The organism is Caproiciproducens galactitolivorans, assembly GCF_029266045.1.
GTDB classification, from domain to species: Bacteria; Bacillota; Clostridia; order Oscillospirales; family Acutalibacteraceae; genus Caproiciproducens; species Caproiciproducens galactitolivorans.
On record NZ_JAJUFJ010000007.1, the window covers coordinates 12589 to 37154 of the forward strand.

Genomic DNA, 24566 nt, shown 5'->3' on the forward strand with positions numbered 1-24566 from the left:
CCGATGTCTCCCTTAACTGTCTTCCCCGGGGTCCACCACGACCAAATCCACCCCGGTGCTTTCAATCTGGTTCCGAAGCTGCTGGGGAATCCGATTGTCTGTAATCAGCCTGGTGATATTCTTAATCGGACTAATCCGTGCCATGGATGTGTGCCCAAATTTGGAAGAATCCGATATTAATATGGTTTCCCGCGCAGCTCTCAATACGCACTGCTTCACCTGCGCTTCGTAAAGGTTCGGGGTTGTGATCCCCGTTTCCACCGTAATGCTGTTGCATCCGATAAACGCCTTATCCATGCACAGGCTGTTAATCGTGTTTTCCGCAAAGCCGCCGACGCAGGACATGATTTTGTGGCGTACGCTTCCGCCGATAAAGACCAATTCAATGTCGTCAGCGTCCAAAAGTTCAAATGCAATATTCAGCGCGTTGGTAATCACAACAATATCGCGTTTGTTGCCGTTCTTAATTTCGCGCACCAATTCCAGCGTTGTGGAGCCGGCATCGATAAAAACGGTGTCGGAGTTATTGATGTACTCGTAGGCTTTTTTGGCGATCGCGCGTTTTTCCTTCGTGTTCTTTTTCTCTTTTTCCTTTTCCTCAAACTCGCGAATTGTGGTAATATTGACCGCTCCGCCGCGGGTACGCCGTAAAAGCCCCTCGTCGTCCATCTCGTTGAGAATCTTCCGAACCGTTACCTCGGAGGTTCCCAGCACCTCGCTCAGCTCCGGCACGGTTACAACGGGCTTTTTCTCCAGCATTGAAAGAATCAGATTCTTTTTTTCAACAGTCAGCATTTGCTTCCTACCTTTCGTTGCGTTTTTATTTTATATCGAAATCTTTCAAAAGTCAACTATTTTTTGTAAAAAATATAATCTTTCGAAAGCAATTTCCTTTTGGACGTAATTCCGGCGCTTTTTCTCGAATTTCTGCACTTTTATAAGATTTATTATAAATCATAACAACTTTTTTGTCAAAATCGAATCTTATTTGAACAAAAGATGAACTCGGTGACCCTGTTTTCGCGTCTTGTTTGCTTTCCTACAGCTTTATTTCCTTTCGAAGTCTTACGTTTTCAAGCAAACATCGCTTCCCTGCTGAAAAGCGGAACCCGCGCAAATTGAAAGTTTAATCAAACTTTTTTTTGCGAGGGCCGGGGAGGGAATCCCGGCGTTTGCTCCGCGTTCGTCTATCTCCATCCCCCGGTGATTCGGCTTTCTTTATGAAACGACGCGCTCGCAATTACTGTCGGGGCGCACTTTATTTTATTTTTTCACGTGCGAGATTGCGACCGACCCTCAGCGGGCCGAACGGGTTCTGACCTCCATCCGAAGGGCGGCACAACCCGTGCTGCCGCATGAGCCACATGCCGAAGCGCCGCTGGAAAGAAATGACCGAATTTTCCCATGATAAAAAAGCCGCCTCTATTTTCCGCACAAAAAAATTAAGTTATTAAATATAGTCGCAAAATCCCCAATTTTTTGACACAATTTAACCATCACCCCTAAATTATTTATTTTTCTATCCGATAATTCTATTAGCAATAGAACGAATTGGAGGTATTGTGTTGAAAAGGATAAGTAATATCAACCTTGTAAAAAATGCGAATAAAAAGATGAAAAAGGAAAGCATAAAGAATGATTTGCTTCGCCTTGTATCCATCAGCATCAGCGGTGTTATTCTTCTACTTACCTGTGTGTCGATCTTTTTCACGTATAATTCCACAAGGGATTCTCTGGAAAAAAGCATCAAGCAGTCGTCAAAGCTCGTTTCCGGAAAAGTGACCCAGCAAATTCAGACTTTCTCCTTGATTGCCCAGACCGTCGGCATGTACAAAAACATGTACGTCAGTAAGGATCAGATGAAAACGTTTCTGAACAACACCTGTCAGCAGTACAGCCTGACGGAAATTGATATATTAAGCCCGTCCGGGTATTCCCAGATTTCCGGTAAAAGCTACACGGACGACCCCGCGTACAACCATGTGAAATACAGCAGCTCCGATTTTTTAAGCGATCCGATTATTGAAGGCGACACCGCCTATTTTGAATATATTCAGCCTTATGAAACCAGCATCATTCTTTTGAAAATTCCGTATTCCGTAATCGGCTCCATTGTTTCCGGTGTGAAAATGGGCGACAACGGAAGTACTTACATAATAAATGATAAAGGCGTACAGATTGCGAACAACGATTTTTCATTGGTTCTGAACAAACACAACAATCTGGAAGCCGCCAAAAAAGAGCCTGCAAAATACCGTGAAGTCGCCGCTTTAGAAAACGATATGATTCACGGAAAAGCGGGTTTTGCCTTTTACAACTTTAATAATACTGCCAAATTCGGTTCCTACGCGCCAATCGAAAAAACAAACGGCTGGTCCGTCAATGTTACCGCATTGCAGTCCGAATTTCTTTCCAGCGTAACACGCTCCGCCATCGGCATGGTAATCCTTGGTATGCTGGCCCTGATTCTTTCCCTCGTCTTTACCACGAAACTTGCCGGAAGACTCACCAAGCCGATTACAGACGTCGTTACTGCGATCGACCAGATGTCCCAGGGCGACCTGAACATAAACCTGCAGATCCGCAAACGCGACGAAATGGGAATAGTTTCTGAAAAAATCAACCAAATGGTTCAGAATTTCCGATTGATTATCAGCGATATTTCCTCCGTCCTCGGCGAAATTGCACAGGGCAATTTGGACGTGCGGAGCAGCGTTCCCTACGCCGGGGAATTCCAAGAAATCAAATCCTCAATGGAAAACATCGTTTCAAAATTGAATGAAACCATGACAAAAATCAGCCAGGCTTCGGAACGGGTCAGTTCCAGCGCCGAGCAGGTCTCCGGCGGTTCGCAGGCGCTTTCGCAGGGCGCGACGGAACAGGCCAGTTCTATTGAAGAGCTTTCCGCCTCCATCAATGAAATTTCAACACAGGTGAAGAACAGCGCCGCCAATTCGCAGGAAACTAAGGATACGGTGAAAGACGTTGCCGAAATCCTGCGCCAGACAAACCAGGAAATGCAGCTCATGATTGAGGCGATGAATAAAATCAGCAGTACATCCAATGAAATCAGCAAGATCAACAAGGCGATTGAGGATATCGCGTTCCAGACCAACATCCTCGCTTTGAACGCCGCGGTTGAAGCGGCAAGGGCAGGCGCCGCAGGAAAAGGCTTCGCCGTTGTAGCGGATGAAGTCCGGAATCTTGCAGGAAAGAGCGCCGAGGCCGCGAAAAACACCACATCTTTGATCCAAAGCGCAATCGACGCGGTGGACAACGGCATGAAAATCGCCGACAGAACGGCGGAAACCCTTACCGCGGTGGTGTCGGGAACCCAGGAAATCATTTCGCTAGTGGACAATATTACCGAAGCGGCAAACGATCAGTCCAATTCCATTACCCAGATTACACAGGGCGTGGATCAGGTTTCCGCAGTAGTTCAGACCAATTCCGCTACGGCGGAGGAAAGCGCGGCGGCGAGCGAAGAACTATACAGCCAGGCAAAAATGCTGCGCGAGCTGGTTGATAATTTCAAGCTTAAGGGGTTCCGCAGCGCTCAAGCGCCACAATCCACGGCTTTACCGGTTCAAGAAGATCCTTGCAACACTCCCGAGCCGGATATGTCTGACTTTCCCGAAGCGAATACGGAACCGTATTCCTTGCCGACCGATAAATATTAACTAAACACCTGCCCCCCGGCCAATGGCCGGGGGTTTTGCCCGGGACAAGCGTTCTCGCTCCGTAACAAACGAAATACAGCCTAAAGGCGCGAGCGCCGCTTTTCCGACAAAGCGCAAAAATCCCCTTCCGAATCTGGATGGTCCAGACCCGGAAGGGGGTACTTAATTTTACAAACAGAACTACGCCAGCTCTAAAATTTTCCCTCTAAGGCTGAAAATATGCCTTTCAATCAAGCTGACCGCGCCAGCCTTATCAAATTTGCCGAGCCGTTCGCACAGCTCCAGATGCTCATTCGAAGAGGATTTGATCAGCCGCGGCTGGGGGCACAAAGCGATTTTCATCGCCACTAAAAGGCGGCCTTGTATGGATTTAAAAATGTCGCACAAGCATTCGTTTTCCGTCATAGAGACCATTGCTTTATGAAAATGAAGGTCCTCCTTACAGAACATCAAATAGTCGCCCTGCTGATAATAATCAGCGGCGAGAAGGGCGCTCTCTTTCAGAATCTGAACCGCTTCTCTGTCCTTTCTGTCGCAGATTTCCATTACGGCAAAACGCTCAACCAGCATTCTGGCAGTACAGATGTCGCGAATCTGTTTATCATTGTACTGGGGAACCGAAATGCTTCCATTGCATTTCACATCCAGGATCCGCTCGTTCGCAAGCAGCTTTGTCGCCTGTATAACAGGTGTGCGGCTTACACCGTATTTTTCCGCAAGCTCGTCAAGTGAAATTTTTACACCCGGTAGATACTCCCCGTTGATCAAGCTGTCCTTTATCTTTTCATAAACAATGATGTCCAAATTCTTTTTTATCGTCATGGTGACATCATCCTTAAATATTCTTCCATATAATAATATATTTAATTTGGTGAAATTACAATAGAATAAAAATAATATTTCGGACAACCAGAAAGAATCCGGCGGTTCTGCCGGCTCTTTTAGGCTGAGCCAAATTTACGGAAACGAAGGTATCGGTTTGAAACCAGTTCCTCGGCGCTAAGGCGAAGGTTCTCCGCAAGCTTCTGCGAAAGCAAGCGTTTCAGTTCGGCACAGGTCAGGTGAAAACCGCGCCCGTGCTCCCCGATAATCCGCTCGATAACCTTCATGCGGTACAGGTCATCTGCCGTCAGCTTCAGGCATTCGCTGGCCTCTTTCACTTTCCTGGAATCCTTCCACAGAATGCTCGCGCAGCCTTCGGGGGAAATGACGGAATAAACGGCGTTTTCCAGCATCCACACCTCGTCCGCAACCGCAAGCGCAAGCGCGCCGCCGCTGCCGCCCTCACCGATCAGGATGGAAATAATCGGAACCTTCAGCGTCATCATTTCCATCAAGTTTTCGGCAATCGCCTGCCCCTGCCCGCGTTCTTCCGCGGCAATGCCGCAGTACGCCCCGGCGGTGTCGACGAAGCAGACCACCGGCCGGCCGAATTTTTCCGCAAGCTTCATCTGCCGCAGGGCTTTGCGGTAGCCCTCCGGGTGGGCGGAGCCGAAATTTCGGTACACTTTTTCCTTTATGTCACGCCCTTTTTCCAACGCGATTACGGTTACCGGCTGGTTGCCCAGCCGGGCAATGCCCGTAATAACCGCCTTATCGTCGCCAAAGCGTCGGTCGCCGTGCATCTCGATAAAATCCTGAAAAATATTCGCAATATAATCGCTTCCCGTCGGCCGGTTCTTGGCGCGGGCGGCGTTCACTTTCTCATACGCGTTCATCCGGAAACCTCCTTATGCAGGGAAAGCAGGGTTGTAATCTGCTTTTTCTGTTCCTTCCGTTCAGAAATCATGTCGACAAACCCTTTTTCCAGAAGAAATTCCGCCCGCTGAAAGCCCGCAGGCAGCTTCTGCCGCATGGTCTGTTCAATGACACGCGGTCCGGCAAAGCCGATGAGAGCGTTCGGTTCCGCAAGGATGATATCCGCCTCCATGCCGAAGCTGGCGGTTACGCCGCCGGTTGTCGGGTCGGTCAGAACGGCAATGTACAGGTTGCCGGCGTCGCTGTGGCGTTTCACCGCGCCGCTGGTTTTCGCCATTTGCATAAGGGAAAGGATTCCCTCCTGCATTCTGGCGCCGCCGGACACAATATAACCCACCACCGGAAGTGAATGCTCCGTGGCGTATTCAAAGATGCGCGTGATCTTTTCCCCGACCACAGTTCCCATGCTGCCCATCATGAAGCGGGCCTCCATCACGAACAGCGCGCAGGGGAAACCGCCGATTTCGGCGGTGCCGGTTACGACGGCCTCTTTTTCCGCGCTTTCCAACCGGGCGTGCTTAATTTTTTCCGGATAGTTTGGAAAATTGAGCGGGTTTTTCGAAAGAAGATTACTGTTTAGTTCGATAAAGGTGTTTTCATCCGCAATAAAATGAATCCGCTGGCGTGCGTTCATGCGGAAATAATAGCCGCATTCCGGGCAGACATTTGCATTTGCATTCAGCTCGCCGGTTAACAGCGGCTTTTTACAGGAAGGGCAAAGAACGCACATTTCGCCCGGAACATCCGGCGACGGCACCTTGTAAATCCTGCTTGAACGCTCAAGCTCGTTTTTCGGGCGCCGGAAAAACTCTTTTCTCAAAATCATGCGTATCCCCGTTTCTCAATAAAATCAGTACAGTAATTTCCGGCCTTGAACTCCGGATCGTTCAGAATTTCCATTTGCAGCTCCGCGTTGTGCTCTACGCCATCGATTACCAGCTCGCCTAGCGCCGCCTGCATCTTGCGCACGGCCTCCTCGCGGGTCTGCGCGTGCACAATCAGCTTGCCGATCATGGAATCGTAAAACGGCGGGACAACATAGTCCTGGTACAGGGCGGTGTCGAAGCGCACCCACGGTCCGCCCGGGACATGTAGGAAGGAAACCTTACCACCGCCGGGGGTAAATCCCTTCTTCGGGTTTTCCGCGTTAATGCGGCACTCGATGGCATGCCCCTCGGTGCGCACATCCTGCTGATGGAAGGAGAGCGGAACGCCCGCGGCAATGCGGATCTGCCATTTCACAAGGTCGATCCCCGTTACCATTTCGGTAACCGGATGTTCAACCTGCAAACGCGTATTCATTTCCATGAAATAAAAATTGCCGGACGAATCCATCAGGAACTCAATGGTTCCGGCGTTTACATAGTTGACGGCGCGCGCGGCCCGTACTGCCGCGTCCATCATTTTCCGGCGCGTTTCCTCGCGCACGGCGGGGGAGGGGCTTTCCTCCAAAAGCTTCTGCCGTTTGCGCTGGATCGAACATTCCCGCTCGCCAAGGCAGACGGTGTTGCCGAAGCGGTCGCACAGGATCTGCATTTCAATATGTTTTACGGGGGAAAGAAATTTTTCCATGTAAACCGTACCGTCGCCGAATGCGCTCTGCGCTTCGGAGGAAGCGGTCGCATATGCGTTCTGCAGATCTTCCGGGCCGTTTACGGTACGGATTCCGCGCCCTCCGCCGCCCGCGCTGGCTTTAATCAGAAGCGGATACCCGATTTTATCGGCTTCCTCCCGCAGGCGGGAAGGGTCGTCGATGCGGTCGCAGCCCGGTACCACCGGAACACCCGCCTCGCGCATGGTCCGGCGCGCGGCGTCCTTGTCGCCCGTCTTACGAATCAGGTCGGCGTCCGGCCCGATAAAAGCAATGCCGCATTTTTCGCAGAGCTCCGCGAATTCCGCGTTTTCCGAAAGAAGTCCGTATCCGGGATGAATCGCCTGCGCGCCGGTTGCCACGGCGGCGGACAGGATGGCGGGAATATTCAAATAGCTGTCCTTTGCGAGGGCCGGCCCGATGCATACGCTTTCGTCCGCAAGGCTTGCGTGAAGCGATTCGCGGTCGGCCTCTGAAAAAACGGCTACGCTGGAAATGCCCATTTCCCTGCACGCGCGGATAATGCGCACAGCGATTTCCCCGCGGTTCGCAATCAGAATTTTTGAAAACAAGCTTCCAACCCCTTTCTCCGTCAATCCTCAATCAACGCAAACGACAGCTCACCGCTTACCGCGAGTTTTCCCCCCACAAGCCCCTTTGCGCTTGCAAAATAAAAAGGGCCCCTTTGGTTTGTTAAAATGCATTCGATTTCAAGCGTATCGCCCGGAAGGACCTTGCGCTTGAATCTTACTTTATTTAAACCTGTGAAATACGGCGTTTTGCCCTCTGTGCTTTCGCCGATCAGGATACAGCAAGCCTGCGCCATCATTTCGCAGAGCACCACGCCCGGAACGACGGGATTGCCGGGGAAATGGCCCTGTAAAAACCATTCGTCGCCCTTTACCGTATACCGGCCAAGGGCTTTGTCGTCGTCCGCTTTTTCCACATGATCTATCAGCAGCATCGGTTCCCGGTGCGGAAGGATTTTCTTAATTTCTTCTCTATCCATTCTCTTCTCCTATTTCATACGGAATAAGGTCTGGCCATATTCCACAACCTGTCCCGCAGCCGCGCAAATTTCCGTAATTTCCCCGTCGCGGTCGGCGGTGATTTCATTTAAAAGCTTCATGGCTTCAATAATGCAGAGCGTGTCTCCCTTTTTTACCTTGCTGCCCACCTGCACGTACGGCTCAGAATCCGGGGAGGGGGCGGAATAAAACACACCTACCATGGGAGATTTAATTTCTGTTCCCTCCGCTTGCTGTGGGGGGGCAGGTTCCTGCGCGCCCGGCTGTACGGCCGCGGGGGGCTGCAGGGTTGCGCTGGCTAGCTCCGCCGCCTGTGCGGCTTTCCGCTCCATCCGAAGGGTGGTTTCGCCCTCCTTAAGCTCCAGCAGCGTCAGGTCGTTATCCCGCATAACCGACGCGATTTCTTTCAGCTTTTTCAGTTCCATCCGTCATCCGTCCTTTCATTCGCCCGTATATTTCCGGAAAGCAATGCAGGCGTTGTGCCCGCCGAAGCCAAGGGAAACAGACAGGGCAAGGGTGGTTTCCTTTTTCCGGGCGGTGTTCGGGGTATAATCCAGATCGCAGTCCGGGTCCTTTTCCTGCAAGCCGATGGTCGGTGGAATGACTCCGTGCTTTAGTGCCAGCACGCTGGAAATCGCCTCAACCGCGCCCGCCGCACCGAGCATATGCCCAGTCATGGACTTGGTGGAGCTGATGCTGGTCCGGTAGGCTTTGTCGCCCAGCGCTTTTTTTATTGCGATGGTTTCCGATTTATCGTTAAGCGGCGTTCCGGTGCCGTGCGCGTTGATGTAAATTTCATCCTTGTCCTGATACCCGGCCTCTTCCAGCGCGAAGGAAATCGCCCTTGCGCCGCCAACGGCTTCCGGGTGCGGCGCGGTAATGTGGTGCGCGTCGCAGGTATTGCCGTAGCCGCAGATTTCCGCGTAAATTTTCGCGCCGCGCGCTTTGGCGTGCTCGTATTCCTCCAGAATCAGAATTCCCGCGCCCTCGCCCATAACGAAGCCGTCGCGGCGTTTATCGAACGGGAGGGAGGATTCTTCGGGGAGGTTTTTTGTGGAAAGCGCCATGCAGTTCGTAAACCCTGCGATGGAAAGCGGATTAATCGCCGCTTCCGCGCCGCCGGCAATCACCGCATCCGCGTGCCCGCCCTTGACCGTTCGGAACGCTTCGCCCAGCGCGTGGGTAGAGGTGGCACAGGCGGTTACGACCGGAAGGCACGGACCCTGCGCATTATACTTAATCGCAATATTTCCCGAAGCCATATTCGCAATCATCATCGGCACAAACAAAGGGGACACCTTGCGGGGGCCGCCTTTTAAATACTTATCGCACTCCTTAATGAAGGTATCCATCCCGCCGATGCCGGAACCGACGTAAACACCGAGGCGTTCCGGGGAAAGGGTTCCGGCGATTCCGCTGTCTGCCATCGCCTGGGAAGCCGCCGCCATAGCGTACTGTGTGAAAAGATCGGATTTCCGTATCTCGGCTTTTTCCATATACTCTTGCGGATCAAAGCCCTTGACCTCCGCCGCGATTTTCACCTTAAAATCAGCGGTGTCAAACCTTGTGATAAAGCCAATCCCGCACTTTCCGTCGATCAGATTGTTCCAGAATGCTTCCACCGCATTTCCGACCGGGGACACCACGCCCAATCCGGTTACAACAACTCTTCTCATGTTTCTTCCTCCTCGGCGTTTCCGCCGCTCTGCCGGTATTCCTGCTCCAGCGTTTCAAACAATTTTTTTACCGGCACGATTTCTTTTACCTTATATCCGTTTGCTCCAATAAATGCGAAGCCGTTGTCTAGCTTGCCCTTGCAGGCGTTGATCAATGCCATGGAAATGCAATAGGGGCTGGTTTCGCGCGTACAGGTGGATATGCAGTGGAACGGGCAGGCTTTCGGCCTGCGGGTACCCTGCTTCGCCTCATGGAGGAAACGGTTTACAATCGCGCGCCCGGGCATTCCCACCGGGCTTTCAATAATCCCGATATCCTCTTTTTTACAGTCCACATACGCCTGTTTAAAGGCGATATCCGCGTCGCACTCGTCGGTCGCGACGAAACGGGTAGCCATCTGTACGGCGGAAGCGCCCAGATGCAAGAACCGGCGGATATCCGCCCCGGTAAAGATGCCGCCCGCCGCGATAACGGGGATTTTCCGCCCGACCTGTTCCTCCAGAGGGCGGATTGCCTCAATTACCTGCGGCACCAGGTTTTCCAACCGGTAGGCGGGATCGTCGATCTGTTCCTTGCGGAATCCCAGGTGGCCGCCCGCCATGGGGCCTTCCACTACGACGGCGTCGGGGATATAATCGTATTTTTCGCGCCACCATTTCGAGATGGTTTTCACCGCGCGCGCGGAGGAAACAATCGGCGCAAGCTTGGTTTTACAGCCCTTTTTCACAAAGGCGGGCAGGTTCAGCGGAAGCCCCGCACCGGCAAAGATAATATCGATGCCCTCTTCAACGGAGGTTTTCACCATATCGCCGAAATCACTAAGCGCAACCATAATGTTCACGCCCAGTGCACCGGCGGTTTTTTCCCGCGCGCGCCGGATTTCCCCCCGAAGGGCTTCGATATTGCCGCCCGGCGTATTTTTTCGGTTTACCATACCGACGGAGGCGGCGGAAAGCACGCCGAGGCCGCCCTCGTTTGCAACGGCCGCGGCCAGCCCGGAAAGGGAGACCCCGATCCCCATGCCGCCCTGCACAACCGGCGTTGGAACAATCAAATCGCCGATTACGAGCGGCCCATGATCAAAATATGCCATATGCCTTCCTTTCTACGTGCGGCTTACATGCACAGGCCGCCGTCAACCTTAATAACCTCTCCGGTAAGATAGCCCGCGCCGTCTCCGGCAAGGAACGCCGCCAGTTCCGCGACATCCTCCGGCCTGCCCATCCGTTTTAGGGGGATGGCGCTGACCGCGGCTTCCTTTGCTTTGTCCGCAAGGCCGGCGGTCATGTCCGTTTCAATAAAACCCGGTGCAATCGCGTTGCAGGTTACGTTCCGCCCCGCCAGTTCCTTGGCGGTCGCTTTGGTAAGGCCGATCAGCCCCGCCTTGGCGGCGGAATAGTTTGCCTGACCGGGATTTCCCACGATACCGGAAACAGAAGCGATATTGATAATCCTGCCGCCGCGTTTTTTCATAAAATTCCGGTACGTATGCTTAATCATATGGAAAGCGCCCTTTAGATTCGTATCCAAAACGGCGTCGAAGTCCTCTTCCTTCATAGCAAGCAGCAGGCCGTCGCGCACGATTCCGGCGTTGTTGACCAGAATATCGATACCGCCGAAATCCGCGAGCACCGCGTCCACCAGCGCTTTGGTCTGCGCGTCGTCGGAAACATCGCACCGGTAGGCCTTTGTCTTCACACCGTACGATTCGATCGTTTCACAGGTTTCCTTTGCCGCGGCCTCGTTCCCGGCGTACACAACTGCAACGTCGGCGCCCTCCTGCGCTAGTTTCAGCGCGATCGCCTTTCCGATTCCTCTGGAGCCGCCCGTTACAACGGCTGTTTTTCCTTTCAGCATGGCTGCCTCCTTATTTCTTCTGCGGCGCTCTGTGCGTCCGAAAAGTTTTCCACGTTCAGTACCCTTACCTGTGGAGAAATCTTCCGAATCAGTCCGGTCAGCGTTTTTCCCGGACCGACTTCCACAAAGGTATCCACCCCGTCCGCAATCATATTCTCTACGGATTTCTGCCAGTAAACCGGGCTGTTCACCTGGCGGGCAATCGTATTCCTGCGGCCTTCGCCGTAGGGCTTCGCATCCACGTTGGAGTAAACCGGCAGTTCCGGTTCCTTCACGTCCATCTCTTGCAGTTCCAGAAGCAGTTTGTCCGACGCTTCGTCCATGAACGGGGAATGGAAACCGCCGCTTACTTTCAACGGGACGGCGCGCCCGCCCGCATTCTGTACTTCCTTACAGAACGCGTCCATCTCGCTTTTCGGCAATGCAACAACCGTCTGCCCCTTACAGTTAAAATTCACCGGATAGGAATTTTGGAACCCTTCGCAAAGTGAACGCACCTGTTCGACGGAAAGCTTTAAAACCGCGGCCATGGCGCTTTGGCTCTTTTCCGCCGCGTCCTGCATGAATTCCGCCCGTTTGCAGACAAACCGAATGCCTTCGTCGGTTGAAAACGCACCGGCAAAGGTCAGCGCCGCAACTTCGCCGAGCGAAAAGCCGGCTGCCGCTTCGGGCTGGATCCCCAGTTCCCGCAGGCATCTTGCCGCCGCCAGATCCACACAGAGCACACAGGGCTGGGTGTTGATCGTCTGGGAAAGCTCCTCGAGCGTACCCGAAAAGCACTGGTTTGAAGTGCCGGGGCGGATGGAATCGGCCCGGTCAAACACTTCCCTTGCCGCCGGGCTGTTCTCGTACAAATCTTTCCCCATACCGCTGTACTGCGTGCCTTGGCCGGCAAACACGAATGCTACTTTACCCATTTCCCGGCTCCTTTCAAAAGGGTTTCCGCTTCCCCGAACATCTCGCGGATAATCTCCGCGGCGGGCTGTTCCTTTTTCACCAGCGCCGCGATCTGCCCGGCCATGAAGCAGCCCTTTTTCTCGTCGCCCTCAACCGCTGCAAGGCGAAGCGCACCCACGCCGAACGCTTCCAGTTCCTTGTCGGAAACCTCGCTGTTGTATTCCATTTTCGCAAATTCCCTGGTAAAGCTGTTTTTAAGAGCCCGTACTGGGTGCCCTATCCGTTTTCCGGTTGTAATCGTATCAATATCCTTCGCATTGAGGATTTTCTTTTTATAATTCGGATGTACGCCGCATTCTTCTGCGACCAAAAAGCGCGTGCCGACCTGCACGCCGACCGCGCCAAGCATGAAGGCGGCGGCGATTCCGCGCCCGTCCGCAATGCCGCCCGCCGCAAGGACGGGGATATTCACGGCGTCGCAGACCTGCGGCACCAGCGTCATGGTGGTCAGCTCGCCGATATGCCCGCCGGACTCACAGCCCTCCGCAATAACGGCGAGGGCGCCGCTGCGCTCCACGCGCTTTGCCATGGCGGTGGACGGTACGACGGGAATCACCTTAACTCCCGCCTTGTTCCACTCCTCCATATACGGCGACGGATTGCCCGCCCCGGTGGTAACGACCGGCACCCGCTCGTCGATCACCAGCCGGGCGACTTCGTCGGCGTAGGGGCTCATCAGCATTATGTTCACCCCAAACGGTTTATCCGTCAGCGCCTTTGCCTTATGAATCTGATCCTTCAGCCAGTCAGCGCTGGCGTTCATCGCGGAAATCAGCCCCAGACCGCCGCCGTTGGAAACAGCCGCCGCAAGCTCCGCATCGGCAATCCATGCCATTCCTCCCTGTAAAATCGGGTATTCAATCCCAATCAATTCGCAAAGTGGCGTTTGTACCATTGAATTTCCTGCCTTTCCTTATTCAGCATTCAGCGATCTTCTTTTGTCCACCGGAGGACGCATGCTCCCGAGGTAAGCCCGCCGCCAAACGCGGCCAAAGCCAGGAGGTTTCCTTTTTTCAGTTCCCCGGCCCGGTTCAGTTCGTCCAACAGGATTGGAACGCTTGCCGCCGACGTGTTTCCGAACCGGTCGATATTGTAACGGTATTTTTCCGGGGCAATGGAAAGCCCCTTTTTCGCTGTTTCAATAATCCGCAGGTTTGCCTGATGGGGTACCACAAAATCGATATCGTCCTGCGTAATCCCCGCTTCCCGGATCACTTCCTGCAAATCGTTGCACATGGCGGACACCGCGAATTTGTAAATGTCCTTACCGTTCATCCGCAGATACTGAGCGGCCGCTTTCCGCTCGGAAAATGGGCAGTTGCCCTCTGTATTTTCAATATGGAGAGGTTCCTCGTTTCCGCTGGCGTGCACTTTGATGGACAGCAGGCCGTCGCCCTCCGAAAGTACCGCCGCGCCCGCACCGTCCCCGAACAGCACGCAGGTGGAGCGGTCCGTCCAGTCCAGAAGCTTGGACATCGCCTCCGCCGCGACGATCAGGATTTTTTTGACCCGCTTTGCCTGAAAATAGCAAAGCGAAACATCCAGCGCGTAAAGAAAGCCCGTACAGGCGGCGTTTATGTCGAACGCCGGGCAGTACGCGCCGATCCGCTTTTGCACCAGACAGGCAAGCGACGGCGTAATGTATTCCCCGCGGGCCGTTGCGCAGATAATCAAATCCAGCTCGCCGGAGCTGATTCCGGCATCCTCCAGCGCGCGCCGCGCCGCCTCCGCCGCGAAGTCCGTAATGGTTTCCCAAACCGAAACATGCCGGCTCTTAATTCCGGTGCGGGTGGAAATCCATTCGTCGGAGGTGTCGACAATCCGGGACAGCTCCTCGTTGGATTTGGAACATTCGGGCCATGCGCTTCCTGTGCCGATAATATTTAAACTCATATTTCCTCCGTCATGCAGGCTTATCCTTATCAGATGAAAAACAGGCTGTGGTAAATCATCCGGACAAGTGCGTTTTTATTTCATATATCACGAACCCGGGGGGATAAACGGCTCCTTTACAGCCGCTTTCGCGCGGGAGCGCCGCGCACGGTGCGGGAAAACAGCGAAAGGGCGCTGTGCGCCCTCAGCCTGCCGCAATATATGCCAGCCCGGCGCAGCCCGGTCCGGCATAGGTGCCGACAACCGGCCCTATGTTAATCGTTTCGCTGCCGGAAATATCCGCCGACGTGGCCACCGTCTCTTTTAAAAGGCTTAGAACCTGCGGCGCGGCGGTCTCGCCGAAAACAATCGGGTGCTCCGTGTCCGGCTTGTCCCGCTGTATCAGCGTCCCGATCTTCTCGATGGCCGCACGCATTCCCTTTTTCCTGTCCGGAGCGATCATCTCGCCGTCCTTCATGGAAATAATGGGTTTAATATGCAGCATCGTACCGACAAAAGCGGAGGAAGCCGAAAGCCTTCCGCCCATTTTTAAATATTTCAGCGAATCAAAGGCCGCGTAAAAGCGGAGACGGGGCTTCAGCGCTTCCAACGCCTCACAGATCTGCTTTGCGGAATACCCCGCGTCGCGCATCCGAACCGCCTCAAACACCATAAGCGCCAGCCCAAAGGTCACCGTTTCGGAATCCACCAGATGAATATTCTGGGCGCCGAGAAGGTTTTTCCCGATGCCCGCCGACTGGTACGTTCCGCTCAACCTGCTGGAAATGAAAATTCCAACAACCTCCTGCCCGCTTTTGGCATAGGGCGAAAACGCCTGTGCAAACCTCTCCGGATTCACCTGCGCGGTGGTCGGAAGCCGATTGCTTTTGGAGAGCATTTCAAAAAACTGCGGCGCGGAAAGGTCTACGCCGTCTTTATATTCTTTATCGCCAAAACGGACGGTAAGAGGCATGCATTCCACCCCCAGCTCCGCACAGCGCTTCTGCGGAATATCCGCCGTGCTGTCCGTAATGATTTTCACATCCATTATGACTCCTCCGTTCAAACTTTATTTCGACTCTAGAAAGTTCTTCACCGCCGCCAGCCCTTTCACAAATACCGTCAGTTCTTCCTCGTTCATCGCCGACATAATAGCCGACACCATCTTGTGATGGAAGGATGCGTGAACCTGGTTGGCGGTTTTCCCTTTTTCCGTCGGGTAAATCCGAACAACCCGCTTATCGCGCTGATCCTGCCGCCGTTCCACGTATCCTTTTTTTTCCAGCGTATTGATCGTTGTGGTGAGTGTGCCTGCTGTGATCCTTTGCGAGGACGCAATTTCCGACGCGGTATTTTTTGCGGCCTGAACCGCGTCGCACACCGCCTCGATCACATGCATTTCCCGGAGGGACAGGTTGTGGAATTCCTTCGTTTTTAAGCTTGCTTCCTCTGTGCGGAGCACTTCGTTGAATACTTTGACAAGGAAATGGTTGATTTGCGAATATTCCTCCAACATGCGGCACACCTCCTCAAAATTAATTTGATGTTCAAAACAATTTCGTTATTTTGCATTATAACAAATCCTTATCTACGTGTCAAGAAGCGGTTTGTCGGGGGTATTGCTCTGTTTTTATCGAATTTAGAAAAATCCAAAACGGATTTTATTGGGAAAAACAGGTAAATCAGCGAAAAATCCGGCTGAATTTGCAGGGGTGAAAAGCGAAAACCGCTGTGCATGACTGCGGAAAATTATGTTATAATGTTGATATAAGCAAATGCAGACGGAGGCTCTACTATGAACGTTTTCGATATTGTCGGGCCGGTGATGATCGGTCCTTCCAGCTCGCATACGGCTGGCGCGGTGCGCATCGGGCGGATTGCCGGCGCGCTTCTGGAGGGCGAGCCGGTCCGCGCGCATATTCTTCTGCACGGCTCCTTTGCGAAAACCTACCGGGGGCACGGGACGGACAAGGCACTTGTGGCGGGAATCATGGGCATGGCACCGAGCGACATACGCATCCGGCAGAGCCTTGAAATCGCAAAAGAACGCGGGCTGGACGTAGTTTTCGGAAAAACCGAGCTGGAGGGTGCCCACCCAAACACAGTAGTGATCACGCTGAAGGACGCAAAGGGGCGTACGGTAAAGGTGCAGGGAGCCTCCGTGGGCGGGGGCAACATCCTGATCAGCGAAATTAACGGGATGAAGGTGGAGGTAACCGGGCAGCAGGACACGCTTCTGGTGCTGCACCGAGATGTTCCGGGAGTAATCGCACATGTTACAAACTATATTGCGGCGCAGGGCGTGAATATCGGCAATTTCAAGCTGACCAGAAGCCGGCGCGGGGAAACCGCGATGATGACGATTGAGATGGACGGCGAATTCAGCCGCGAAAGCAACGAAGGTATTGAAAAGCTGCCGAATGTCATCCGTTCTATTATTCTGCGACCGGAATAGCCCTTTTATGTCGTATTGAAAACGGAAGGAAAAGAAAAATGAGTATTTATTATTCCGTACAGGATCTAATCGAGACCGCCGAGCGGGAAAACAAAAAAATATCGCAGATTGTGCTGAAGGATCAGGCCGCCGAGCTGCAAAAGCCGGAATCCGTGCTTTACAAAAACATGCGGGAAAGCTTTCTGGTGATGCACCAGTCCGTATCGGACGGCATCAGCCCGGACATGCGCTCCGTTAGCGGGCTTTCCGGCGGAAGCGCCTATAAAATGAATCTTGCGGTGGAAAACGGGAAAACGCTTTGCGGCAAAGTCTTCGGCCGTGCGCTCGTGCGCGCGCTTGCGGTTTCGGAAAGCAATGCATGCATGGGGAAAATCGTGGCTGCGCCAACGGCCGGCTCCTGCGGGATTCTTCCCGCCGCGCTGCTCACCGTAATGGAGGACCGCGGGCTGAACGAGCGCGACGTGGTGATGTCGCTGTTTACCGCTTCTGCGTTCGGGATGGTGATTGCGAACAACGCGAGCATTTCCGGCGCGCAGGGCGGTTGCCAGGCGGAATGCGGGAGCGCTTCTGCAATGGCAGCGGCGGCGCTGACCGAGCTGGCGGGCGGCACGCCCAGGATGGCGGCGCACGCGTGCGCGATCGCGCTGAAAAACATTCTGGGGCTGGTCTGCGACCCGGTCGCCGGGCTGGTGGAAATCCCGTGCATCAAGCGCAACGCCATGGGCGTTGCAAACGCCTTTGTGGGCGCGGAACTTGCCCTTGCCGGAATTGAAAGCGCCATTCCCGCCGACGAGGTCATTGTGGCCATGAAGCGCATCGGCGACATGATGCCCGGCAGCTTAAAGGAAACCGCCGAGGGCGGGCTTGCCGGAACGCCGACCGCCAAGAGGCTGAAAAAACAGATTTTCGGGGAATAAAAAAGAGACTGTGTTTGCAGTCTCTCTTTTTAAAATGCGATCATCAGACCGCCGTTGTCGTTGTAAAAGCTGGTGAGCCCGCGCGTTTGCAGGATCGTGATTTTCGTTGTCATACAGACATGAATAATCTTTTCCTTCAGGCGCTGCGCCCCCACCGGATTGTTGCAGTGGGAAATGACCACCGGCTGGCCGGCAAGGTTTTTCCATTCGCTCATAGTCCTTACGATTGCTTCCAGCGCGCGTTCTTCGCCGCGCGGCTTCTGCAAAACGCGGATGGTGCCCTCCGGCGTATTGGCGGCGACGGCGCGGATCCCCAGCGAAGACGCAAGGATGCCCGCAATGCGCGACATACGCCCGTTTTTCACAAGGTTATCGTAGGAGCCGCAGGAAAAAAGCAAAAAGATGCTCCGGGCGTAAGCTTCCGCCTGCTTTACCACCGCTTCGAAATCCAGCCCTTGAGTAATCAGCTCCTCCAGCTTGCGCAGGATCAGAACCAGCCCGCCGCCCGTTGTGTGGGAATCAATCACATGGATGCTTTTTTCCGGGCTTTCCTCCAGCACCATCTTTTTCCCGATCAGCGCGCTGTTATAGGTCCCGCTGAGCGCGCTCGTCATGGTAACGGCGACAGTCTTGTCGCTTTTACGGAATTCTTTCGCCCATTCTTCCGGCGCGGGGCATGCTGACGAGGACGGCCCTTTATAGCTTTTCATGTCCGTCATCATTGTGTTGACGTTCAGCTCGTCATTGTCAATATATTCGTTGTTCCCTACGGTGATTTTCAGGGGCACAACCCCAAAATGCAGTCCGGAACCCGCAAATGCGTTTGAAGGCAGGTCGCAGGAGCTGTCGGAAATAATTCCCCAAGTCATAAAAGCACTTCCAATTTTACAAATTTAATAATATGGTTTTAAATACCATATATTTTGATTTATAATACCACATTACCCAATTTATAATTATTCTTGTATGGAATTTATTCGGAAGAATTGAAAAATAAATTCAATCGGGTTATACTATTTGACAAACGAATCGCCTTATACGCACGGTTTGCATCGAATTTAAAGAAATGATTGGAGCTGAGCAGAATGTTTGAAGAAATTGCCGCGCAGGCAAAAACGGCTGTGAGCGAGCTGTTGGACGCCGCAAAACTGAATGCCGGGGATATGCTGGTGGTCGGCTGTTCTTCTAGTGAAATCGGCGGGCACGATATCGGTTCGTCTTCCAATGTAGAAATTGCAAACGCGGTTTTCGGCGCGATTTACCCGATTTTAAAGGAAAAAGGGATTTATTTAGCGGCGCAGTGCTGCGAGCACCTGAACCGCGCGCTGATTATTGAAAAAGAAGCCGCGCTGAAAAACGGGCTGGAAATCGTAAACGTCGTCCCGCAGCCGAAAGCGGGCGGATCCTTCGCTTCGGCGGCGTACGCGAACTTCGAGCATCCCGTCGCGGTGGAGCATGTCTCAGCGCAGGCAGGGATGGATATCGGCGACACGCTGATAGGCATGCACCTACAAAGGGTGGCGGTACCGGTGCGCCTTTCCGTTCGGAAAATCGGCGAAGCAAACCTGACCTGTGCCCGCACAAGGCCGAAGTTTATCGGCGGCGAGCGCGCACATTACGATGAAACGCTGAAATAAAACAGAATTTCCCAATGATAAAGCCCCGCGCCCTAGCAAAAGCTAACCGCGGGGTGATTTTTTGGGAAAATCCGTTTATGAAACCGACCCGAATTTCAAAAATTACTTTACGTCCCTTCCCAAAGACGTTCAAAACCGCATCAAGCGTTCCGGGGTGCAGATCAGCACGCTCGGCGAGCTGATGATGGTGGGGGAGCGTTTTAAAGAAACCGGGGTAACGGACGGAAAAAGCGGATAATTTCCTGTGTTTTGGAAAAAATATCCGCGGAGGTGAAATTCCATGGGACGAAAATACAGCGGCCTTTACGAACTGATTGAAAACGACGGTGAAGCAGGGGATTACTTTGATACCCTGCCGGAGTATGTAAAGGAAAGCATTCAGGAGCGCGAGCAGAATATCAATTCCTTCGAAAGCCTGCGCGATTATGCCGCCAATCTGATGCGCAACGAATGAGGATCGGGCGGGGATGCACCGCCCGATACATATTGACAGCACCCCGCTTTTGTGCTACACTTACGAAAATATTTATAGCATATTTGAAACACTGTGACGAAGAGAGTAGTCCCTTTGAACGCACACACAGAGAAGCTTCCACGGGGAACCGGGCTGAAAGGAAGCGTGCGGGAGGCCGGATGAAGATGGCTTCTGAGTGGCGCACCGAGATGGATTCCCATTTAGGCTGCGACGGGATTTCCCGTTATCGAAAGCGGGTATAGGCAGGAAAACTGTAATACCCTTAGAGGTTCGTTCCCGCGAGGGACGGGCAAATTGAAGTGGTACCACGGGAGAACACCCGTCTTCAGAAAGCATACGCTTTCCGAAGACGGTTTTTTTATTGTTCCTTTTCCGAAAGCGTGAGGAACACATTTCATCTCATTTGAAAAAGAGGCTCGAAAGGAAGCATTGTTATGAAAATCAGCGAATGTTTAAAGAGCGGCAGGGTGACGGTTTCCTGCGAGCTGTTCCCCCCGAAAAAAGACGGCGAGCTGGAGCATGTGCGCGAGGTTGTGCGCGACATGGCCGCCTTGAAGCCCAATTTCATGAGCGTAACCTACGGTGCGGGGGGCGGAACCTCTGAAAACACCGTCCGCATTGCGCAGGAAATTGAAAGCAGGGGGATAACGGCGCTTGCGCACCTTACCTGCGTTTCCTCCACCAAGGACCAGGTCGCACGGATATTGGCGGAGCTGAAGGAAAAGCGGATTGAAAACATCCTTGCCCTACGCGGGGATATTCCGAAGGATTCCGACTTCCCCTCGCCCGGGCACTACCGCTACGCCTGCGAACTGGTTGCCGAAATCAAGGCGCACGGCGGTTTCTGCATCGGCGCGGCCTGCTACCCGGAAGGGCATATCGAGTGCGCCCACAAGGAGGACGACATCGAGTATTTGAAGCGGAAGGTGGAAAGCGGCTGCGACTTTCTGACCACCCAGATGTTTTTTGACAACAATATCCTTTATAATTTCCTGTACCGCATCCTTGCGAAAGGAATCAACGTCCCCGTGGTGGCGGGGATCATGCCCGTTACGAATAGCAGGCAGATCAAGCGCATCTGCGCCCTGTCCGGAACGGTGCTGCCGCCCCGCTTCAAGGCGATTGTCGATAAATTTTCCGACCGCCCCGCGGCGATGGAGCAGGCGGGCATTGCCTATGCCACCGAGCAGATTGTCGACCTGATCTCCAACAACGTGAAAAATATTCACATTTATACCATGAACAAGCCCGACGTTGCCGCGAGGATCATGGGAAACCTGTCGGAAATCATCGGGTGATACCATGACGGATCGAAACGAAATCCTGCGGTACCTCGGCTTTCGGGGAAAACCGGCGGACGAACGCACCCTGCAAACCATGGAATCGTGCCTTGCCGAGCTGGAGCAGGCGGTCACGCCGCGGAGCATACACCGGGGATTCCCCGTGGCCTTTTCCGGCGGCGCGGTTACCGTCGGCGGCCTTCGCATTGAAAGCGTCGACCTTGCAAGGCATATTTCCGGATGCGGGGAAGCCGTCCTTTTTGCCGCCACGCTCGGCGCGCGGGCAGATTTCCTTCTGGAACGCGCCGCCAAAGCCGACATGAGCCGCGCCGTTGTGATGCAAGCGTGCGCCGCCGCGCTGACGGAAAGCGTGTGCGACGAATTCCAGCGAAAAATTGCGCGGGAAGCGGCAAAGCGCGGGCTGTACCTGCGCCCGCGCTACAGCCCCGGCTACGGAGACTTTTCCATCCGCTACCAGCGGGATCTTCTGAACATACTGGATTGCCGGAAAATCGGCCTTTCTATGACGGAGGACTTCATGCTCGTGCCGACCAAATCCGTCACCGCCGTCATCGGGCTTACGAAAGAGAAAACAAGCTGCCATATTGCAAAGTGCATGGAATGCCGGTCGTTGGACTGTCCGTTCCGAAAGGAGTGATCGTATTGGGAATTCTGGAAGATTTAGGGAAACGCCTGCTGTTTTTCGACGGCGGCATGGGCACACTACTGCAGGAAAACGGGCTTCCCCCCGGGGAACTGCCGGAGCTTTGGAACCTTACCCGCCCGAAGGTCATTTTCGATATTCACAGCCAGTACCGCAAGGCCGGCGCGGATATTCTGAAAACCAATACCTTCGGTGCCAACGCGATCAAGCTGCGCGGAAGCGGGCACAGCCCGGAGGAAATCATCTCCGCCGCGGTGGGAATCGCAAAGAAGACCGCAGGCGGCGCGCTGGTCGCCATGGATATCGGCCCAACGGGGAAGCTCTTAAAGCCGCTTGGCGACTTGGCCTTTGAGGACGCCGTCGCCGTCTTTTCCGAAGCGGCGCAGGCAGGAAAGAAGGCCGGGGCGGATCTCATTCTGATTGAAACCATGAGCGATACCTACGAATGCAAAGCCGCCGTTCTTGCGGCGAAGCAGACCGGGCTTCCCGTTTTCGCCACCGTGGTTGCGGACGAGGAGGGAAAGCTTCTGACCGGCGGCGACCTTCCCGCCGCCGTCGCGCTGCTGGAGGGCTTGCAGGTGGACGCGCTGGGGCTGAACTGCGGCTTCGGGCCGGAGCAGATGAAGCGGCTCGTCCCGCGGCTTCTGGAGTGCTGTTCCTTTCCGGTGATCCTTAACCCGAACGCGGGGCTGCCCCGCAGCGAGGAGGGCAAAACCGTCTTTGACGTAGGACCGGAGAAATTTTCCGCCGCCATGGAGGAACTCGCGCGGGACGGCGTGTGGATTCTGGGCGGCTGCTGCGGCACAACCCCGGACTATATCGCCGCGCTGGTGAAGCGGTGCGCGAAAATCCCACCCAAGCCCATCGGAAGGAAGAACCGCACGGTGGTTTCCTCCTTTGCAAAGGCTGTGGTATTCGGGGAAAAACCGGTACTGATCGGCGAACGCATCAACCCGACGGGCAAGCCGAAGCTGAAACAGGCGCTGCGCGACAACGATATGGATTACCTTCTGCGCGAGGGAATTGCCCAACAGCAGAAGGGCGCGCATATTCTTGACGTGAATGTCGGGCTGCCGGAAATTGACGAGCGGACGCTGCTGCCGCACGCGGTTTCGGAAATTCAGAGCGTCGTCGACCTTCCTCTCCAGATCGACACCTCCGACCCGACCGCCATGGAAGCCTCCATGCGGATTTATAACGGTAAGCCGCTGATCAATTCGGTGAACGGCAAGAAGGAATCCATGGAAGCTGTGTTCCCGCTTGTGAAAAAATACGGCGGCGTGGTCATCGCGCTGACGCTGGACGAAAATGGCATCCCTGAAACGGCGGAAGGGCGGTACAAAATAGCCGAAAGGATTGTAAAAACCGCCGCGCAGTACGGGATTCCACGTACGGATATCATTGTCGACACGCTCGTCATGACCATCAGCGCGGGGCAGGAGAACGCGGTCGTCACGCTGGAAGCGCTCCGCATGGTGCGCGAAAGGCTGGGCGTTCTCACTTCGCTCGGCGTGTCCAATATTTCCTTCGGGCTGCCGCACCGCGAGCATATCAACGCAGCGTTCTTCCTGATGGCCTTGCAGAACGGGCTGGACGCGGCCATCGTGAACCCCGGCTCCGAAGAAATGATGGACACCTATTTCGCCTACTGCGCGTTAAGCGGCAAGGACGAAAAATGCATGGCGTATATCGACCGGTATTCCGCGCAAAAAGCCGCCCCCGCGCCCGCTCCCGGAGAGCTTTCCCTTTCCGGCGCAGTAACAGGCGGGCTGAAGGAAAGCGCGCGCGCCGCGGCGCAGTCCCTGCTGAAAACGCAGGAGCCGCTCGACATCATCAACTCCGAGCTGATTCCCGCGCTTGACCGCGTGGGCAGAGATTTCGAAAAGGGCGTGCTGTTCCTTCCCCAGCTTTTAATGAGCGCGGAGGCCGCCAAGGCGGCGTTTGAGGAAATACGCGCCAGCATGGGGCGGGAAGCGAACCGCTCCAAAAAGGAGAAGATCATCCTCGCCACCGTAAAGGGAGACATCCACGATATCGGCAAGAATATTGTTAAAGTGCTCCTTGAAAACTACGGGTACGACGTAATCGACCTTGGCAAGGATGTCCCGCCCGAAACGGTGGTGGACGCGGCGGAAAAAGACGGCGTGAAGCTGGTTGGGTTAAGCGCGTTGATGACCACCACCGTGGCGAATATGGCGGATACCATCCGGCTTCTGCGCGAAAAAATCCCCGCGTGCCGGGTGATGGTCGGCGGCGCGGTCTTAACGCCCGAGTACGCAAAGCAGATTGGCGCGGATTTCTACGCCAAGGACGCCATGGCGTCGGTGCATTACGCGCAGGAGCTTTTTGCAAACGCGGGCGGGCAGGCTTAGGGCTTCGAAAGACGTCCCCATTTGTCCGAAGCCTTCTCAAAGCGCAGGGAAAGGGAAGGGGCGTCAGAAGCTTTAAAAGCCGTCAAAAAAGGAACCGCGCCGAAAACCGGGCGCGGTTCCTGAGAAATATTGCTATATTTTCAAATAAATTGAAATTCCCTGTTGCAATATTCGAATAAAGGGGTATAATTGCCTGTAACGCATAAAAATAGAAAATGCAATGCAGGAACAGGTGCTACCAACACCTGCCCCCTGCATACGGAGAAAAGGACTCTCCATACGCAACTGATAGAATCAGCACATTGCGTATTCTATTATAACCTCTTTTCGCATTTTTGTACAAAGG

25 protein-coding genes are annotated in these 24566 nt (G+C 54.1%); 9 read left to right on the forward strand and 16 right to left on the reverse strand.

Annotated elements, in window-relative coordinates; translation table 11 throughout:
* Positions 1-12: 12 nt before the first annotated feature.
* Positions 13-795, reverse strand: a complete 783-nt coding sequence (locus P9B68_RS06445) for a DeoR/GlpR family DNA-binding transcription regulator (RefSeq protein ID WP_135658474.1) — start codon at positions 793-795, stop codon at positions 13-15.
* Positions 796-1565: 770 nt separating this feature from the next.
* Between P9B68_RS06445 and P9B68_RS06450 the strand changes: the two genes are divergently transcribed.
* Positions 1566-3680 carry a methyl-accepting chemotaxis protein gene (locus P9B68_RS06450; protein WP_135658472.1) on the forward strand — a complete coding sequence of 705 codons (2115 nt, stop codon included), beginning with the start codon at positions 1566-1568 and terminating at the stop codon, positions 3678-3680.
* A 180-nt stretch (positions 3681-3860) separates the two neighbouring features.
* Here P9B68_RS06450 and P9B68_RS06455 read toward each other — a convergent pair whose 3' ends face one another.
* From P9B68_RS06455 to P9B68_RS06520, 14 genes are all read right to left on the reverse strand, one after another.
* Positions 3861-4502, reverse strand: coding sequence for a GntR family transcriptional regulator (locus P9B68_RS06455; protein ID WP_135658471.1), 642 nt, complete (start codon positions 4500-4502; stop codon positions 3861-3863).
* 119 nt (positions 4503-4621) lie between these two features.
* A complete protein-coding gene (locus P9B68_RS06460; RefSeq protein ID WP_135658469.1) occupies positions 4622-5398 on the reverse strand; it encodes an acetyl-CoA carboxylase carboxyltransferase subunit alpha in 777 nt (258 codons plus the stop codon).
* Positions 5395-6264: an acetyl-CoA carboxylase, carboxyltransferase subunit beta gene (accD, locus tag P9B68_RS06465; RefSeq protein WP_135658467.1), complete on the reverse strand. Its 870-nt coding sequence runs from the start codon at positions 6262-6264 to the stop codon at positions 5395-5397. The genes P9B68_RS06460 and accD overlap by 4 nt, the downstream gene beginning before the upstream one ends.
* On the reverse strand, positions 6261-7601 hold the full coding sequence (accC, locus tag P9B68_RS06470; protein ID WP_135658465.1) for an acetyl-CoA carboxylase biotin carboxylase subunit: 1341 nt from the start codon (positions 7599-7601) through the stop codon (positions 6261-6263). The genes accD and accC overlap by 4 nt, the downstream gene beginning before the upstream one ends.
* Before the next feature lie 20 nt (positions 7602-7621).
* On the reverse strand, positions 7622-8038 hold the full coding sequence (gene fabZ, locus P9B68_RS06475) for a 3-hydroxyacyl-ACP dehydratase FabZ (RefSeq protein WP_277668698.1): 417 nt from the start codon (positions 8036-8038) through the stop codon (positions 7622-7624).
* 9 nt (positions 8039-8047) lie between these two features.
* Positions 8048-8482, reverse strand: a complete 435-nt coding sequence (accB, locus tag P9B68_RS06480) for an acetyl-CoA carboxylase biotin carboxyl carrier protein (protein WP_135658461.1) — start codon at positions 8480-8482, stop codon at positions 8048-8050.
* Between the two features lie 15 nt (positions 8483-8497).
* Positions 8498-9733: a beta-ketoacyl-ACP synthase II gene (gene fabF / locus P9B68_RS06485; protein ID WP_135658459.1), complete on the reverse strand. Its 1236-nt coding sequence runs from the start codon at positions 9731-9733 to the stop codon at positions 8498-8500.
* The gene (locus P9B68_RS06490; protein WP_135658457.1) at positions 9730-10827 is read right to left on the reverse strand and encodes an NAD(P)H-dependent flavin oxidoreductase; all 1098 of its coding nucleotides are present in this window, start codon (positions 10825-10827) and stop codon (positions 9730-9732) included. Before P9B68_RS06490 ends, fabF begins: the two co-directional genes overlap by 4 nt.
* Positions 10828-10850: 23 nt before the next feature.
* Positions 10851-11591, reverse strand: a complete 741-nt coding sequence (fabG, locus tag P9B68_RS06495) for a 3-oxoacyl-[acyl-carrier-protein] reductase (RefSeq protein WP_135658455.1) — start codon at positions 11589-11591, stop codon at positions 10851-10853.
* Positions 11585-12508, reverse strand: coding sequence for an ACP S-malonyltransferase (gene fabD / locus P9B68_RS06500; RefSeq protein WP_135658453.1), 924 nt, complete (start codon positions 12506-12508; stop codon positions 11585-11587). Before fabD ends, fabG begins: the two co-directional genes overlap by 7 nt.
* Complete coding sequence (fabK, locus tag P9B68_RS06505) at positions 12496-13443, reverse strand: enoyl-[acyl-carrier-protein] reductase FabK (RefSeq protein WP_135658451.1); 948 nt, start codon at positions 13441-13443, stop codon at positions 12496-12498. The genes fabD and fabK overlap by 13 nt, the downstream gene beginning before the upstream one ends.
* 29 nt (positions 13444-13472) lie before the next feature.
* The gene (locus P9B68_RS06510) at positions 13473-14441 is read right to left on the reverse strand and encodes a beta-ketoacyl-ACP synthase III (RefSeq protein WP_135658450.1); all 969 of its coding nucleotides are present in this window, start codon (positions 14439-14441) and stop codon (positions 13473-13475) included.
* 184 nt (positions 14442-14625) lie between these two features.
* Positions 14626-15468: a DegV family protein gene (locus tag P9B68_RS06515; RefSeq protein WP_135658448.1), complete on the reverse strand. Its 843-nt coding sequence runs from the start codon at positions 15466-15468 to the stop codon at positions 14626-14628.
* A 21-nt stretch (positions 15469-15489) separates the two neighbouring features.
* A complete protein-coding gene (locus tag P9B68_RS06520; protein ID WP_135658446.1) occupies positions 15490-15936 on the reverse strand; it encodes a MarR family winged helix-turn-helix transcriptional regulator in 447 nt (148 codons plus the stop codon).
* 279 nt (positions 15937-16215) lie between these two features.
* Here P9B68_RS06520 and sdaAB point away from each other — a divergent pair, with 279 nt between their 5' ends.
* Complete coding sequence (gene sdaAB, locus P9B68_RS06525) at positions 16216-16875, forward strand: L-serine ammonia-lyase, iron-sulfur-dependent subunit beta (RefSeq protein WP_135658444.1); 660 nt, start codon at positions 16216-16218, stop codon at positions 16873-16875.
* Positions 16876-16913: 38 nt separating this feature from the next.
* Positions 16914-17792 carry an L-serine ammonia-lyase, iron-sulfur-dependent, subunit alpha gene (gene sdaAA / locus P9B68_RS06530; protein ID WP_135658442.1) on the forward strand — a complete coding sequence of 293 codons (879 nt, stop codon included), beginning with the start codon at positions 16914-16916 and terminating at the stop codon, positions 17790-17792.
* A gap of 29 nt (positions 17793-17821) precedes the next feature.
* Here sdaAA and P9B68_RS06535 read toward each other — a convergent pair whose 3' ends face one another.
* Positions 17822-18661: a DegV family protein gene (locus P9B68_RS06535; RefSeq protein ID WP_135658440.1), complete on the reverse strand. Its 840-nt coding sequence runs from the start codon at positions 18659-18661 to the stop codon at positions 17822-17824.
* Between the two features lie 216 nt (positions 18662-18877).
* Between P9B68_RS06535 and P9B68_RS06540 the strand changes: the two genes are divergently transcribed.
* The 6 genes from P9B68_RS06540 (at position 18878) to P9B68_RS06565 (ending at position 24220) form a co-directional block, all read left to right on the forward strand.
* Positions 18878-19429, forward strand: a complete 552-nt coding sequence (locus P9B68_RS06540) for a TIGR01440 family protein (RefSeq protein WP_135658438.1) — start codon at positions 18878-18880, stop codon at positions 19427-19429.
* 61 nt (positions 19430-19490) lie between these two features.
* Positions 19491-19667, forward strand: coding sequence for a hypothetical protein (locus P9B68_RS06545; protein WP_167875161.1), 177 nt, complete (start codon positions 19491-19493; stop codon positions 19665-19667).
* A gap of 42 nt (positions 19668-19709) precedes the next feature.
* The gene (locus P9B68_RS06550; protein ID WP_167875160.1) at positions 19710-19883 is read left to right on the forward strand and encodes a hypothetical protein; all 174 of its coding nucleotides are present in this window, start codon (positions 19710-19712) and stop codon (positions 19881-19883) included.
* A 455-nt stretch (positions 19884-20338) separates the two neighbouring features.
* Positions 20339-21202 carry a methylenetetrahydrofolate reductase [NAD(P)H] gene (metF, locus tag P9B68_RS06555; RefSeq protein ID WP_135658436.1) on the forward strand — a complete coding sequence of 288 codons (864 nt, stop codon included), beginning with the start codon at positions 20339-20341 and terminating at the stop codon, positions 21200-21202.
* A gap of 4 nt (positions 21203-21206) precedes the next feature.
* Positions 21207-21842, forward strand: coding sequence for a vitamin B12 dependent-methionine synthase activation domain-containing protein (locus P9B68_RS06560; RefSeq protein ID WP_135658434.1), 636 nt, complete (start codon positions 21207-21209; stop codon positions 21840-21842).
* Positions 21806-24220 carry a homocysteine S-methyltransferase family protein gene (locus P9B68_RS06565; RefSeq protein WP_277668699.1) on the forward strand — a complete coding sequence of 805 codons (2415 nt, stop codon included), beginning with the start codon at positions 21806-21808 and terminating at the stop codon, positions 24218-24220. The genes P9B68_RS06560 and P9B68_RS06565 overlap by 37 nt, the downstream gene beginning before the upstream one ends.
* The last annotated feature ends 346 nt before the right edge of the window (positions 24221-24566 follow it).